The organism is Bacillus sp. Brlt_9, assembly GCF_051948935.1.
Classification (GTDB): Bacteria; Bacillota; Bacilli; order Bacillales; family Bacillaceae_G; genus Bacillus_A.
This window is the reverse complement of the sequence record NZ_JAYJLO010000006.1, coordinates 189,854-204,535: the sequence shown is the minus strand read 5'-3', so window position 1 is coordinate 204,535 and position 14,682 is coordinate 189,854. Positions and strand designations below refer to the sequence as shown.

The following is a 14,682-nucleotide window of genomic DNA, read 5'->3' as shown; positions in this document are numbered from 1 at the left end:
TTTGGTAAATGCATGGTTATTTAAATGGAGGATCCAATATGAATCTTTTATTGTTAGATTCGAGATTATATAAGATTGAAACCGGTGAAGAGTGGTTTTTAAATGAGGAAATTATTATATATGACGAAAACAATTTTGGTGATGCTATAAAAAAAATTTTAAAAGAGTATGGTATCCCAGGGTGTCGACTATTTGTTCTTGATCATGTTTATAAAAATCTTCAAGGAGTTAGAAACGTATTTCCAATTAGTGGGCTACTACAGAGGGTATCTTGTTTTGAACAAGAATCTGATGGAATCAAGGTAATCCATATACCTTTTGTGAACTCGTCATATTTTATTATTAAGGATGGTAACAAGAAGGAATATGTAATTTATTTTAAAAATCAAGATTTTATTCTGAAAGATAAGTCAAAGTTTATTAGTTCTATTTTAGGTCTGAATGAAGAAATTAGCTGGGAAAATAGTGATGAGCTATTTCATAGATTGAAATTGAAAGTGAAAGAGATGAACTGGAATAGAGCGGATAAAGTATTTATTGACCTTTCAAGCATGGATGAATCAGAATTTGTGTTTAATTTTTCGGGAAAGAGTTGGCATAAAAAATTAGCTTGGAAAGTTGATAAGAATTGGGAGAAGTATAGCAAAGGGCAGAAAGAAGATATTATCGGAGCTTATCGCAGCATGTCTAGAAAAAAAGCCGATGAGTATATTCAATGTAAATATTTTGGAGCTAAATCATGTGATTTAAGAGTTGGAGTTGTTAGTCCGTTTACATATGGTAAATCTGCTTTTATGAATAGTCTATTGTACATGCCGCTATTACAAGAGGATATATTAGTGAAGACAGCAAAAGTTACTGAAATATCGTATGATGATCGCTATATTATTACGAATAAGAGTCATCTTAAATATGCTTTTACTTATGAAGAATATCAGAGTGCTGATCTGTTCAAAGAGAGGTTAAGTTTAATAACGACCGATTTAGAGCTTGAAAAATGTTCGACTATTGAAGTTATGTTACCCCATTATGCAAGGGATAAGCGCATACAGTATATCGATACACCAGGCTTGTTCGGAAAGATAAGAGAGCATGATGATATAACAGAAACGTACATCAAAAAATTAGATATTGTTATTTATCTTTTAAACCCATTACAGATTGGTTTTCAGCCATATATAGAAAAGATTAAAGAATTTCAAAAGAAATACAATAAAAAATGTATCTTAGTAGTTAATAAAATGGATTTAGTGCCTAAAGAAGATGATCGAATTAAATTGGAGCAGGAGATTCGACAGGGAATTTTAAATCAAATTGAGGCAGAAAAGATATTTTTTGTTTCATCTTACTTTGCTAGTCGAGCTAGATATTGCCAAGCAGGTTATTTGACAATGGATGATATTCGGCGTGATCAGTCATTATATGTGAAAAAAGATTTAGAAATTATTAGTGGGCGTGGGCTTGTAGAGGGTGATTTGAAAATTATGGAATATATGAGTGGGATTCAAGAAGTTGAAAAGTTCTTGATCAATGAAACCACGGCGCAATTTATTAATTAGAAAATGAAAGTACTTCCTCTTATAGGAGACGGAACTTTGTGAGGTGAAAAAATTGAAAGTTAATGTTTATACAAAAAAAGACGAGCAGTTTGATCGTTTCATGTACATGATTGAAGACATGAATGAAGATTTAAGATTTCAATTTGATAAGAAAACGTTTGGTGATGACTCTTTAGAGGAGAGTTCACATTACTCGGTCTTTCTCTTAAATACTCATTTTGCTAATAATGTTTGGTTAGTTGAACAAGTACAAATGTTAAAAGACAAAGGTGCTCATGATCAAAGCTTTTTATTTATTTTAATCGATAGGGACCGTGTTAAAGATGCAGACCTAATATTGATTGAAAAAGACTTGGAAAAATCATTACAGAAATTTATTCATAATCCTAATATTATTTCAATGTCCCTAGCGGGATACGAAGCTTATATGAATAAGGATGATCGGTTTATATTTTGGAATGAACAAGTGAAAGAGCACTGTAGCATTAAGCAATTAAATAACAATAATGAATACATGTTAATATTTAATAAATTTCTAGGTATTGATACATTAAAACAACATTTTGTTCTTTGGTCAGAGAATAAAGAGTTATTATTGGAAAATTTATCAATCCCAAAAGTTATTGGTAATAATATTCCAGAAATAATTATAAAAGAGATTGAACAAAAGCTAGGGTGTAGTATGGCTGTTTTTAATAAACAATCCGAATTCGAAGTGATGAGTAATAATTTGGGGTTCATATCGTTTGTTGGAGTGGATACGTTGAACGAAGCTTATGACATTTTAAGTTGCCAAAGCAATGTGAATGTAATTGTTCTTAATCCGGATATTGCATCTTTGAATCAGGATATAGATCAACGTTTGATGCCGTTTTTCGAAAGTATATATGAGAAGAGGAAATTTCCTAAAGGGGTATTAGAAAAGGACGAGGAACTGCTTATATTAGATGTGAGGGGTTATCCGATTCCTAAAAGTAAAGTTGGTAATTGGAATGAAGAGATATTGAGATTAAGTGGTTTGTTGAAAATTTTAAATAAAGTGGAGGAAGTGACAAAATGATTGAAACAACGAAAATTAAATTAGACTTAACAAAAAAATATATGGAAGAAAAGGTTGCTGAAGCAAATATATCAGAGAGCATTCTCCAATCAATGGAATTTGAGCAGAATCTTAAGCGATTGGATGATGGAGTTTTTAAAATTGGGGTAGTAGCACCTTTTAGTGCTGGAAAATCAACATTTATAAATAGTTTACTAGAATTTGATTTATTATCTACAAGTATTCTAGTAGAAACAGCTGCAATAACAACGGTGAGATATGGAGCCGAGCCAAAAGTAGTTATTAATTATCGCGATGGGTCAATTATGGAGTTTCCGGAAAAAGGTCAAATATTTAGCTCGTTTGAATTGAAAGATCAACTGAAACGATATACAGCGGTTAATCGTACTGAAGATGATGAACTTGTTGTGGAGAATGATATTAGTTCGGTTGATGTGTATTGGCCAATTGAATTATGTAAAAATGGTGTGGAAATAATTGATACACCTGGTCTTTTCGCACCATATGAAGCACATAGTAAAATAACTTCTTCAATCTTAGCAAGTGTGAATGCAGTTATATTTATTATAGATCCAACAACAGTCGGTGAAGTTAACTTCATGCGTGTAATTAAAGAGTACGTGGAGAATGCAAAGAGAAGTACGATAGATAATTCAGATCGACATATTTTCTTTGCTGTAAATAAATTAGATCAGTATCCTGAGGCAGAAGTCGAGAAGGCATATAATGAATTACATAAAGTGTTAGAAGGAATTATAGATACACCTAACATATTTAAAGTATCATCTTATTTTGGTCTAGTAACGGCAATGTATGAGAAAGGGTATTTAAATTTAGATGATATTCGTAGAGATGAGACAATTAAATTTAGAGATCCAGAGGGATATGCAGTGTCTGGTAGATCGATTCAAGAGAGTGATATACCGTTTATAAAGGAAGTAAGCCAAATACATGCAGTAAAAGATAGTTTAGGTATATACTTCGAAGAAAAAAATTCTTATTTAATTGAAGATATCTTTAAAAAGTATCATCGTGCTTTAGACGTAGAGCTACGATCTATTAATGAAAGTTTACAAGTGACAAAAACTCAGTTGAAACAAGGTACGGATGAGTTTAATGGGAAAATTGAAGAGTTAAAAGATATTTTTGATTCAAGTATTCGGAAGCTGAAGAAAGACATTAAAAATACTGTGGAAGAGATGGTTGAGGATAGCTCGGATATACAGAAGAAAACGTTGATGAATAAGATGCGAAAACGTTTTGATGAAGATGCACCTATGGTAGCCGAAGATTGGTTAGGTGAAATGCAAAGGGTGTGGAGATCTGATAAAAGAAAATTAACGCGCTATAATTCAGAAGAAGTTGTAAATGATTTCTTTGTTTTAACGGATGCTAAAGTAGAAACTACGAAACAATCATCTAACCAGAAAAACTTTGAATTGATTCAAAAAGAGCTGTTAAAGGTTGTTGAAGAATGTGCTGAAATCTTTAGTGATATGGAACGCTCGTTTAATAAAATTTATGAAGAAAAATTAGAAATAGATGCTACAGAGTCTTCTTTCTTTGATCTTCAAGAAATAATTCGTGAATTAGAAATTGAAATTGAGAAGATGTTTAAAGGTAATTCTGTTGAGGGTATAAGAAAGAGTATAGAAGAGGATATTGAATATAGAAGAATCATGCGTACAAGCACGGAGCGAATACCTGGCATTCGCAATTGGCTAAAAAGTTTGATTGGTAGAGAAGAGCGTCGGGAAGTGTTTGATACAGATGCTTTTATTGAAGATGTAAGTGGTGAGGTAAGAATTGGGATTGAAGAAACACATGGCGAATTGATACAGAGCCTCCGTAAAATGGGAGGGAAAACATACGATGAGATACCTAGTTTGGTGGAAAATGTAATACAGAAACATCTATTAGACACAAGAATTAAATATTATAGTCAATGGAAGCAACAACAATTAAATAAATTAGAAGGACAGAGTAGAGAAAGTAAAACAGGGCTGCAGCAACAAATTGAAAATTTAGATGTGCGTAGAGTGTATTTGATGGAAATTAGTGATGAGGTATCTGCGAAATATCTAGAGATTCAAAATTTAGAGGCTCAAAGATTAGAAGAAGTGGAGCTGGTTTAATGGATTTTCGTAAATATGAGTATAACGTACAGCGATTTTTGGATAATAACTATACTAATCTCAAAAATATTAAAGTAGGTGCTTCAGAAGACGCTATACAAGGATTTATAAAAAATGAAGCCTCAAGTATCAATAGCTATACAAGAGGATTATTGAAAGAAATTAGAAGAGATGTTGGTAACTACTTAGATGAGCACTTTGAACCTGCAAAAGCTGACGATTTAATGGAACGATTTAGAAAGTTAATGCCAGAGGTATCTATAGAACCAATTCGATTAGAGAAACGAGAGGTATCCATAGAACCAATTCAGCTAGAGAAACGAGAGGTATCTGCATTAGAAAAATTTGAGCAACGTCGTGAAAAGGAATTACCGGCTATACTTACTGAAAATATAAAGCCAATATCCATATGTACTGGGGTGGTTAGCGCAGCAATGGTGACAGCGGTGAAGTTCGCAACAGTGGAAGAATTGAGTTTTCTCGCAGGTGCAACTAATCTGGTGCTAACATTTGTAATTGTATCCGGAATGGCATATGCGTTAATAAAAATTATGGATGGAAAAGGAAAGACAAAAGAAGTCTATATTAAAGATAGTGAGTCGCCGATAGATACGCGTTCAACAAAGACAAGTACAAGAGGGGAACTTAAGAGAAGTATGATTGAAGCTGCTTTAGTAGTACGCCATAAAGAGATGGAAGTCAAATTACTAAAAGCCATTAGTGATTCAGAGAGACAGTTTGAAAAATTAGTAAGATGATTAATTGATAGAGGGTGGCTACGGTAATGAGAAGTTTGGAAGATGTGGAAGTTATTCAAATGCAACAAAAAAAGTTTTTTAATAGTGCTTCTTTTAAGTTAAGAGAATGCACTGAAGAGCCTGTCACATTACCTTTCCAGGAAATCAATGAAATTTTTTTAGAGTCAGATAGTGAAGTGTCATTTGAAAAGCAGCTACAAGATGTAGCCATAAGATTTTCTTCGATGCTGACAGCAGCAAAAGGACGGGTAATCACATTAATATCAGGAGATGGATCAGGGAAGCTATCTATTGGCTTCTCTGATTATCAAGAGACAGTATGTAAGAATACATTACTTTCAAGTATTCCAAGTGTGACATTTAATCATAAAGACAGTGTAATACCTACATATAATCATGTAGGTGCTATATCTTGTATGCCGACATTCGATGAAGAAAATGAAAATAGTGTTTCTTGGTTATCACTATTTCTTAGAGCGAATTATATGAAAAGATTTTCAGTTTGTATGGTTTCGCAAAAAATGGATGACTCAGAAATCTTAGTTGCACTTGAAAAGGAATATGCAAAATGGTTTCCAAAACAGAAAATACAAAAGTCTATATCAGAATCAGAAAGCACTCAAGTACAAAAAGGAGAAAACATTTCACGCGGAGGGAATGCGGTTGTAATAAGCAAAAATGAATCGACTAATGAAAGTACTACTCGCGGAACAGATTATTCTACAGATGAATCAATAGAGTATGCGAGCTATCTTGTAGAGCAGTATTGTGAGTTATTAAAATATCACATGGATAGGCAGCATTTAGCAAAATCGATAGGACTATTCCAAAATGTTATATATGTATCTGCGGATGAGGAAAGTGTGCTTCAAAATGCAGTTGGTGCATTGAGTGCTGCAACAATGATTGGAAAACATGGACAACCAGTAACGCTTTATCAGCAAGAAAATTTAAAAAGATATATGGAAAGTGCAACCATTCCATATGAAGTCGATACTTTTTCGTATTTGAAGGGATACTGTTCGCCAATTTCGAACGTTTTACATTCGAAAGAGTTATCAGTATTGTATAGACTTCCGAGCCAATCATATGATGGATATGAAATAAAGGTAGTAAATGATTTTGAAGTTAGTGTTCAATGCAGTGATGAGAAAAATAAGGCGTGGAAATTAGGTAGTTTATTTCAAAGAAATCAGATTACAAATAAGGAAGTTTATATTCCATATGCTAATATACGACAACATTGTTTAATAAGTGGTATTACGGGTAGTGGGAAAACAAATACAATTATGTCACTTCTTCAAAATAGTCCTGTGCCGTTTTTAATTATAGAACCGTCTAAGCAAGAATATAGACATTTGAAGAGCCTTATTCCAAATATAAAAGTGTTTACACCTGGTAATGAGCAACTGTCGCCTATTAGGTTGAATCCATTCTATTTTCCGAATGGAATTTCGGTAATGAGCCATATTGACTCGTTAAAAGCAGTATTTATGTCTGCTTTTTCTATGTATGCTTCAATGCCAAATATTTTAGAACAGTGTTTATACGCTGTTTATCAAAAGATGGGCTGGGACTTAAATACATCTAAAAATATTTATGCTACAGATGGATTATTATTGGAACATTACCCAACGTTAGAGTTACTCTATGAGGAAATAGATGAATACTTATCAAAATCGGGTTATGCTGAAGAGCAAAAATCGAATATTCGCGCAGCGCTTTTAACGAGATTGAAAAGCTTAATGACAGGCAGTAAAGGGAAGCTGCTTAATACCATTGAAACGTTTAATTTTGCAGATTTATTAAAGTATCCAACTGTAATAGAGCTTGAAGAAATAGCGGATGAAGATGATAAAGCACTTATAATTGGATTGTTCTTTATTAGACTATCTGAGCAATTAAAGGTTTCAAGTAAAGAAGTCATTGATGCTGAATTGCAGCATTTTACGGTAATAGAAGAGGCTCATAGATTGTTTAAAAATCATAGTGAGAGTCAGAATCCGGAAATAGCTAATACAAAAGGAAAAGCAGTAGAGTACTTCTGTAACTTATTAAGTGAAATACGTTCCCGTGGTGAAGGGATTATCATAGTCGATCAGGTTCCGACTAAACTAGCACCAGATGCCTTGAAAAATACTGATACTAAGATTATCCATAGGTTAGTGTCTCAAGATGATGCTGAATATGTTGCGCAATCTTTAGTTATATCGAAAGAAAATGATTTATTATTCTTATCGCAATTAAAACGAGGAGAAGTCTTGTTTTTCACCAGTGGTATGTATAATGCAGCTTATGTAAAGGTGGATTCTATCAAAGAGAAAGTGAAGTTTACATCTTTAGAAGAGTTACAAGAAAATGCTAAAGAATATAATGCATTTATTCAAAATGATGTGTTGGTTCATCCAATTGCAGATCATATTTTATCTCAAGACAGTGTTTTAGAAAAACAATTAATAAATCATTTCCGTCGTTTCTATTTCAATATTTTATATGGAGAGACTTTGGAATTTAATCAAGTGTTAGAAAAAAATAAAGCACATGTTTTAAAAATTGTAGAGAAGTTTGGGTATACAATTCCTTCTATGCAACAATCAACATTTGTTTCAGTGCTATTATTGGGTATTTTGAAAAAATACTTGAAAGAAAAAACTTATTTTAAAGGCTATAGAGGCACGTGTGAAGAAGTGAATTACTGTTTTACAAGGTTACTTGAAAATATTGATTACAAGTGGTCAAAAAAAGAGTTAATGCAATTTGATGTTCAGAGAAGTACACGAATTTATCCGCAATTAATAATCGCAGCTGAGAGAAAATTATTTGCAGAACCAGCAAATATGTGGATGCAAACAAAACGAAATGTTGTAGATGGTGATGTTGTCCTGTTATCCGCATATTTAATAGAATCAGGAATCTTTAAGCTTATAGATTTAGAGAAAGAACCTATAGAGAATGCAAGGGCGTTATATGAGGAGTGTAAGAGTTCAATTCAAAATCAATTTTTAAATTGGAGTTGGAATGCTGTTACACAACAATTAGTATACCGTACATTAATTCAATTAACGAATGGTTATGATGAGAACTTGCATAAACAGTTTGCATATTGGATTGAGGAGGAATTAATTTAATGGTAGTAATAGAAGCTGTATCTATAACAGCTGAGAAGGTTGCAAAGGCTGCAGAGGTTGCGGAGGTAGCTTTAAAGGAATTGGCACAAATAGAGCAGACTTTTCCAAATATTGAAGACGCAGTTGAGACTCTTAATAGTCAAGGGATAGATCATGGGTATAGAGAGGCATTGCAAATTGAGCAGCCAGTACAAAATGATGCGCAGTTTAAAACAGTTAATGAAGCGATTGAAAATGCAAGTGATGCAGAGGTTGCGATTTATAAGAATGCTGGACTTGAGTTGAAAGAAATTAATGGACGTGAGGTACTTCAAAGGACCGATATTGATTATGATGCAGTTGACGCGTTTGGACAAACTAATTTAGAGCGTATGGCTGAAGGGAAAGCTCCATTAGTTGATGGGAGACCGATAGAGTTACACCATATTGGACAAGAGATGGAGAGTCCGTTAGCAGAGTTGACAAGTACAGAGCATCGGGGACAGGGTAATGATACAATCCTTCATGATAAATCAAAAGACTCCGAAATTAATCGTACACAGTTTAACGCAGAAAAAGAAGCGCATTGGAAAACTAGAGCAGCGCAAATAAATATTGAACGAGGTTTATAAGCATGGAACAATTTATTTTAGTTATGAAAGAAAAAGGTGCTAAATATATTGGGGGAGTTAGTGCGGCTGAAATTAAACAAGCCGAAGAAGATTTGCAATTCAACTTTCCAGAACAATATAAGAAGTTGTTAAGCGAATTAGGTATCATATCTCTTAATGGTCATGAAGTTTTTGGGTTAGGTACTAGCGGATATTTGAATGTTGTTGAGTCTACTCTGGAAGAGCGACAATTTGAAAAAGCATTAACGACAGATTATATTGTTATAGAAAATATGGGATCCGAAGGAATTCTTATTTTGTTACATAAAGATGGAATGGTTTATGAATGTGCGAATGGTTCGGTGAAACTTATTTTTAATTCTTTAGTAGATTACCTTAGCAAAGAAGTTATATAAAATATTTAGTGTAAAACTATACAGCGTGGCTCCATTCATTATCATGAATGGAGCTTTTTTATATTTCGATAAAGGTTGGAATTTAAAATCTAGGTAATACTTATAGAATTGAAAAGGTTTTTCTATATAGAAAGGGTGTAGTTTTATGTTGTCACAAGAAGAAAGGTTGTTATTAGTTGCATGGAAAACAGAATTGGTTAGCCAAATAGCGTTAACAACACATTCGCTAATGGTGGACGAACTATATACTAAAGAACATGCAGTAGAAGAATTGATTAAAATTGTAAATGGGATAGTATCAGATACTCCGAAAATTTATTGAAGTCAATTTTGAAGTAGATGAAATCATCCCCTAAATGAATCGTTTAGAGGGTGATTTTTTGTGATGGGATTTATCTAACTAAAACAGAAAAGGACAAAATCTGTCCACCTTAATTCAGTATAATTCGATATATAAAATAAGCGAAGATATATTATTTTAAAGCTGAGTTTTGACAAATTGCTTAATTCAAATTCGATATGTATGGAGGAAATAAGATGAAAAAAGTTATGGGGAGTATTTTATTAAGTGCTATTTTACTAGCAGCAGGTTGTAGTAAAGATGATGTGGACGAAGCTGTAAATAAAGCAGATAAAAAAGTAAAAGAAGAAGTTGCAGTAGCTACTACAAAAGATCATGAACATGTACAGCAAATAAAAACTGCTAAATTACCAGGTTATGAGAAGGTGACGATAGAAGAAGCTTTTCATAAATTTTTTAAGAATCCGAAATGGAAATACTTTGTTTCGGAGGATCATGAAGAAATCGTCGAGTTTACAGGGAATTGCGTATATCAAGAACAAGAAGTAAAAGCTAAAATTCAATTTGTTTTAAATAAAGGGGATCAAACATTCAAATTAAAAGCAATGGCTTTAAATGATATAGCGCAAAACGAGCTTATAACAGCCGCTATGTTGCAGTCTATCTATGATGGAGATAATCAAGAAGAGAAAAATCAAAATAATAAAAATGAGGTAAAAGAAGATAAAAAACCAGAGGGATTGGTAAAAGCGGATTCATATTTTGAAGAAGATAAAAATGTAAAAGAAAAGCCAGAAGGAGCAGTAAAGGCGGATTCGTACTTTGAAGAAGATAAAGGTGTAGAAGAAAAACCGGAGGGATCGGTAAAGGCGGATTCGTATTTTGAAGAGGATAAGGGAGTAGAAGAAAAACCAGAGGGATCGGTAAAGGCGGATTCGTATTTTGAAGAGGATAATGGTGTAGAGGAGAAACCGGAAGGAGCAGTAAAGGCCGATTCATATTTTGAAGAAAAATGAGAGTGTAAAGAATTTGTTAATATGACACACATACTACCACATTACAAACTATAATTTATTTATAACAATACATTAAAATGATTATTGAAGAGAAGTGTTCACAAATTTATAAGCGGCGGTGTGGGGAATGGATTATAATTTTGAGATTTTAGCGCTTTTAGATGATTCGATGGAGTTTGAGAAGTTACATAGTAAGTTTAATCGTTTTAATCCTTTTAAAATATTGAAGGTGGATAAGTTTGAGATTAGGCATTCTAATATGATTGCTTGGTTACTTGATCCTACGGAGAATCATCATTTAAGTTCTATGTTTGTAAATAAGTTGCTTTCTAAAACGTTTGTAAAAACGGAAAATGAGGAGTTAATTAGGCGATATAATTTTATTAAATTACATAAGCAGTCTCTTCAAGATTTGGAAGTTTTCCGTGAAGTACAGACGGAAAATAATAAACGAATTGATATTTTGGCAGTATCAGAGTCGCAAAAGGTTGCTATTCTGATTGAAAATAAATATAAGTCATCGGAATCAGATGGACAATTACAAAATTATATCAATTTTGTTAGCGAGAAATATAAAGAATATACGATCATTCCAATCTTTTTAAGTTTAGATGGTAGTGCACCAAGTCATAAAGATTATTTCACTTTAGATTATGGGGATGTATTAAATATCCTGAAAGGGCAATTAGAAATTTATAGTGAGTATACGTCTAGTACGATTAAAGATTTTATTTCCTATTATATTGATATATTAGAGGGAGAATTAGTTCGTGATGAGGAAGACATTGAACTAGCGTTAACAGTGTATAAAAATCATAAAGCTGCTGTTGATTTTCTATGTTTAAATGGTAACGGAAAAGTGGTTGGAAAGTTTGTTAGTAAAGAGTTGCAACGAGCTGTGAAGAGATTGGATGGTGAAGTGAAAGAAGATCTTCGCAAAATTTATAAGAAGTATGCTGAAACACTTCGTTTTATACATAAAGCTGGAAATAGTGTAATGAGAGAGGCGTTCTTACAGTTTGTAGAACAAAATCAAATACCAAATGGCTGCTACAAGGAACATATTCGTATTCCATCATTCATTTTTGAAGAATGGAGACAACTTGATGAGTTTGTCGGAGTTCCAAACGGTGAATGGTGGTTACGTAATGCTCTTATTACTTGGTTTGAAAGAGAACCAGATGGGCGTATGAAGCTTACGATTGAAGTAGGTCCGTTAGAACAATATGAGAATCGATTAAAGTTATTATGTAAGTTAGAAGAGAATGGTGTGACGATTAAAGAGAAAGCGAAAGAAAATGGAGCGAAGTTTACGAGAATTTACACGGTATATATGGATGTTAAGGATTGGGCGGATCAAGATGAGATTCTTCAAGTAATGAATAACATGTATAATAGTGCAGAATTTAATCAAGTCGTTTCTGCGATAGATGATACGATAGCTAGCTTTATAAATGGAGAAGAACATACGCCTGAAGAACGTAATCGAGTAGAAGTAGATGTAGATGTTTTAGCTAATGCGTTCCAATCATTTATTCGTCAACATAACCTTCAGGAAGATCTTTATAATATTAGTAGTAAAAAACCGTCATTTATTATGCCACAGTTTCGCTCGCTTGAAGAACAATTTGGTATACCGAAATGGAATTGGTGGTTAAATAACTGCGCGATTATGTGGTTTGAACGTTTGAAAGATAATAGATTAAAACTTACGCTAGAAATCGGGCCGTTGGAACCACAAAAGAGACTAATGCTATTACATAAGCTTGAAAGTAAAGGGAAAAAAATAAGCCTACAAGCTAAAAGACCGGAAGCGATGTTTACTAAAATTTATACACGCACATGTCCGATTAGTAATTGGTCAGGTGAAGATGTAGTACTAAGTGCAATGAACGAGTTATTTAGTGATGAAGGTTGTAAAAATGTCATCCAAATGTTAACGGATATCGCTGAAGAGGGCGTTCATATTTAAAAACAATTGCCAAGTACAGAGGAATGTACTTGGCAATTACTTTAATTTAATGAAGGAGATTTATCACTAATGAAATTAGCAAAAACAGAGATACAACAATTTTTATCAAAACAACTGGAGCTTTGCGAGTTGAAAGAACTAGATGTCGAATTCGCAGTTCGAGGGCTGGATTTTGATCCGAACATGTTTATTCGTGCAGGAGAAATTGGGCTAGAAATAGGGTTTTATAGATGGGTATGGAATAGTTCTGTCATGCCAGATATGACACGGTTTACGCATCATATATTATTATGGGAACATCTAGAGGAATTAAGTGACAGTGAGAAAGCGGTGGAAATAAAAGAGAGTATTCGTATGGTGGCTGATTTTAGAAAGAGGCGGTATCAGCAGTGTCAGTTTTGTAATACAAAAACTTTGCCAGAACATCTTGATAGAGATGGTGTATGTCATGGGTGTGCTACTGTGCATTTTGGGGTGATATATTGATGTTTTGGAAGTATATAGAAACAATTTAAAAGATGATTCTATTCTTTTATACTTGAATGAGGATGGATGAATAGAAACGAGGAATTATATGAGTAAATTAAGTAACTGCTTATACATGATTGAACTCCTGCATGCGAGAGGAAAAATGAGAATTAGTGAATTGGCAGAGTTGTTAGAAGTGAAAGAGCGGATGGTCCGTATTTATCGTGATGATATTGAAATGGCAGGTATAAAAATAGAGACAACAAAAGGCAGGTACGGTGGTTATTCTCTTTCGAATACATCGCTATTTCCTATTAAAAATATGTCTCAACAAGAGCTAGATGCATTAACATTCTCTATTAAAAAACTAGTTTCAAAAGGTAATGACATTTATGCAAAGGACGCACAAGTAGCGTTAGATAAATTGAATGCTGTTCGGAAAGTGGAAACGAATAAAGACCGCCATATATATTTTGTGCAAAGATCGAAGCCGAATTATGCATTTTCGGATGAAAATCAAAAATATGTACAACTGCAAGAAGCGCTATTTACAAGAAGCAAAGTAAAAATCCAGTATGAGAAACTATCTGGCGAAAGATCAGAACGAATTATCGATCCGTACGGCTTTGTGCACTACAACGAATTCTTTTATTGTCTAGCACTGTGTAATGATAAAAAAGAAAAACGTATGTTTAAACTATCTCGAATAAAAGATATTAAAACTTTGTATGATACATATAAAATACCCGGCAATTTCGATATCCGAGAAGAGTTTCCGAAATTCGGCATCATGAAAGAACCATTAGAAGTAGAGTTACTCATCTATCCACCATTCGCCGTATCCGTACCAGAATCCATTTGGGGAGAGAATCAAATGATAGAACATAATGAGGATGGCAGCATTCTCTTCCATGCAACGATGAGCGGGAAAGAGTCGATTAAGAAGTGGATTTTAGGGATGGGTGCCTCGGTTAGGGTGGTTGAACCAAAGGGATTAAGAGAAGAGGTTGTTGAGGAGAGTAGGAAGTTGTTGGAGTTGTATAACTCTATTGATTTGTAAAATTTCATGGCTGTTAGTCGCTAAGTTTTAATATTTATTGTTTAGGTCGCTAACTGAGTATCAGATTATTATTATGAATTAGTTTAAACGATAAATTATAGACTAGTAGAACTGTGTTAAATATAAATATGAAGGATATACATATAGGAAAGTAATTTGTAAAAAAATTATGTAATTAATAGAAAAATAGCACATATATAGAAAGATTATGTAATATGA

General features: G+C 33.3%; 12 protein-coding genes. All 12 read left to right on the top strand.

All coding sequences use genetic code 11. The annotated features are described in order from the left end of the window. The first annotated feature begins 38 nt into the window (after window positions 1-38). The 12 genes from VF726_RS22880 (at window position 39) to VF726_RS22825 (ending at window position 14,463) form a co-directional block, all read left to right on the top strand. A complete protein-coding gene (locus tag VF726_RS22880; RefSeq protein ID WP_440172379.1) occupies window positions 39-1,559 on the top strand; it encodes a dynamin family protein in 1,521 nt (506 codons plus the stop codon). A gap of 43 nt (window positions 1,560-1,602) precedes the next feature. Continuing rightward, complete coding sequence (locus VF726_RS22875) at window positions 1,603-2,619, top strand: hypothetical protein (protein WP_440172377.1); 1,017 nt, start codon at window positions 1,603-1,605, stop codon at window positions 2,617-2,619. Beyond that, window positions 2,616-4,754, top strand: a complete 2,139-nt coding sequence (locus VF726_RS22870) for a dynamin family protein (protein WP_440172375.1) — start codon at window positions 2,616-2,618, stop codon at window positions 4,752-4,754. Before VF726_RS22875 ends, VF726_RS22870 begins: the two co-directional genes overlap by 4 nt. 152 nt (window positions 4,755-4,906) lie before the next feature. Further along, window positions 4,907-5,512, top strand: coding sequence for a hypothetical protein (locus tag VF726_RS22865; protein WP_240671927.1), 606 nt, complete (start codon window positions 4,907-4,909; stop codon window positions 5,510-5,512). A gap of 26 nt (window positions 5,513-5,538) precedes the next feature. After that, the gene (locus VF726_RS22860; RefSeq protein ID WP_440172373.1) at window positions 5,539-8,640 is read left to right on the top strand and encodes an ATP-binding protein; all 3,102 of its coding nucleotides are present in this window, start codon (window positions 5,539-5,541) and stop codon (window positions 8,638-8,640) included. Beyond that, window positions 8,640-9,251, top strand: a complete 612-nt coding sequence (locus tag VF726_RS22855) for an HNH/ENDO VII family nuclease (protein WP_000260285.1) — start codon at window positions 8,640-8,642, stop codon at window positions 9,249-9,251. Before VF726_RS22860 ends, VF726_RS22855 begins: the two co-directional genes overlap by 1 nt. A gap of 2 nt (window positions 9,252-9,253) precedes the next feature. Beyond that, on the top strand, window positions 9,254-9,646 hold the full coding sequence (locus VF726_RS22850; RefSeq protein ID WP_000434549.1) for an SMI1/KNR4 family protein: 393 nt from the start codon (window positions 9,254-9,256) through the stop codon (window positions 9,644-9,646). A gap of 145 nt (window positions 9,647-9,791) precedes the next feature. Beyond that, window positions 9,792-9,968, top strand: a complete 177-nt coding sequence (locus tag VF726_RS22845) for a hypothetical protein (RefSeq protein WP_000951055.1) — start codon at window positions 9,792-9,794, stop codon at window positions 9,966-9,968. Between the two features lie 215 nt (window positions 9,969-10,183). Beyond that, complete coding sequence (locus VF726_RS22840; protein WP_440172369.1) at window positions 10,184-10,963, top strand: hypothetical protein; 780 nt, start codon at window positions 10,184-10,186, stop codon at window positions 10,961-10,963. Between the two features lie 127 nt (window positions 10,964-11,090). Further along, the gene (locus tag VF726_RS22835) at window positions 11,091-12,935 is read left to right on the top strand and encodes a PD-(D/E)XK nuclease family protein (RefSeq protein WP_440172367.1); all 1,845 of its coding nucleotides are present in this window, start codon (window positions 11,091-11,093) and stop codon (window positions 12,933-12,935) included. Window positions 12,936-13,004: 69 nt separating this feature from the next. Next, window positions 13,005-13,421 carry a hypothetical protein gene (locus tag VF726_RS22830; protein WP_254232354.1) on the top strand — a complete coding sequence of 139 codons (417 nt, stop codon included), beginning with the start codon at window positions 13,005-13,007 and terminating at the stop codon, window positions 13,419-13,421. A gap of 88 nt (window positions 13,422-13,509) precedes the next feature. Then, window positions 13,510-14,463, top strand: a complete 954-nt coding sequence (locus tag VF726_RS22825; protein WP_440172365.1) for a helix-turn-helix transcriptional regulator — start codon at window positions 13,510-13,512, stop codon at window positions 14,461-14,463. Window positions 14,464-14,682: the final 219 nt, after the last annotated feature.

What these genes read in the sequence shown, in the direction of transcription:
- VF726_RS22880 (WP_440172379.1), top strand. Translation starts at nt 39, where the DNA reads ATGAATCTTTTATTGTTAGATTCGAGATTATATAAGATTGAAACCGGT.
- VF726_RS22845 (WP_000951055.1), top strand. Translation starts at nt 9,792, where the DNA reads ATGTTGTCACAAGAAGAAAGGTTGTTATTAGTTGCATGGAAAACAGAA.
- VF726_RS22825 (WP_440172365.1), top strand. Translation starts at nt 13,510, where the DNA reads ATGAGTAAATTAAGTAACTGCTTATACATGATTGAACTCCTGCATGCG.
- VF726_RS22850 (WP_000434549.1), top strand. Translation starts at nt 9,254, where the DNA reads ATGGAACAATTTATTTTAGTTATGAAAGAAAAAGGTGCTAAATATATT.
- VF726_RS22830 (WP_254232354.1), top strand. Translation starts at nt 13,005, where the DNA reads ATGAAATTAGCAAAAACAGAGATACAACAATTTTTATCAAAACAACTG.
- VF726_RS22855 (WP_000260285.1), top strand. Translation starts at nt 8,640, where the DNA reads ATGGTAGTAATAGAAGCTGTATCTATAACAGCTGAGAAGGTTGCAAAG.
- VF726_RS22840 (WP_440172369.1), top strand. Translation starts at nt 10,184, where the DNA reads ATGAAAAAAGTTATGGGGAGTATTTTATTAAGTGCTATTTTACTAGCA.
- VF726_RS22860 (WP_440172373.1), top strand. Translation starts at nt 5,539, where the DNA reads ATGAGAAGTTTGGAAGATGTGGAAGTTATTCAAATGCAACAAAAAAAG.
- VF726_RS22835 (WP_440172367.1), top strand. Translation starts at nt 11,091, where the DNA reads ATGGATTATAATTTTGAGATTTTAGCGCTTTTAGATGATTCGATGGAG.
- VF726_RS22870 (WP_440172375.1), top strand. Translation starts at nt 2,616, where the DNA reads ATGATTGAAACAACGAAAATTAAATTAGACTTAACAAAAAAATATATG.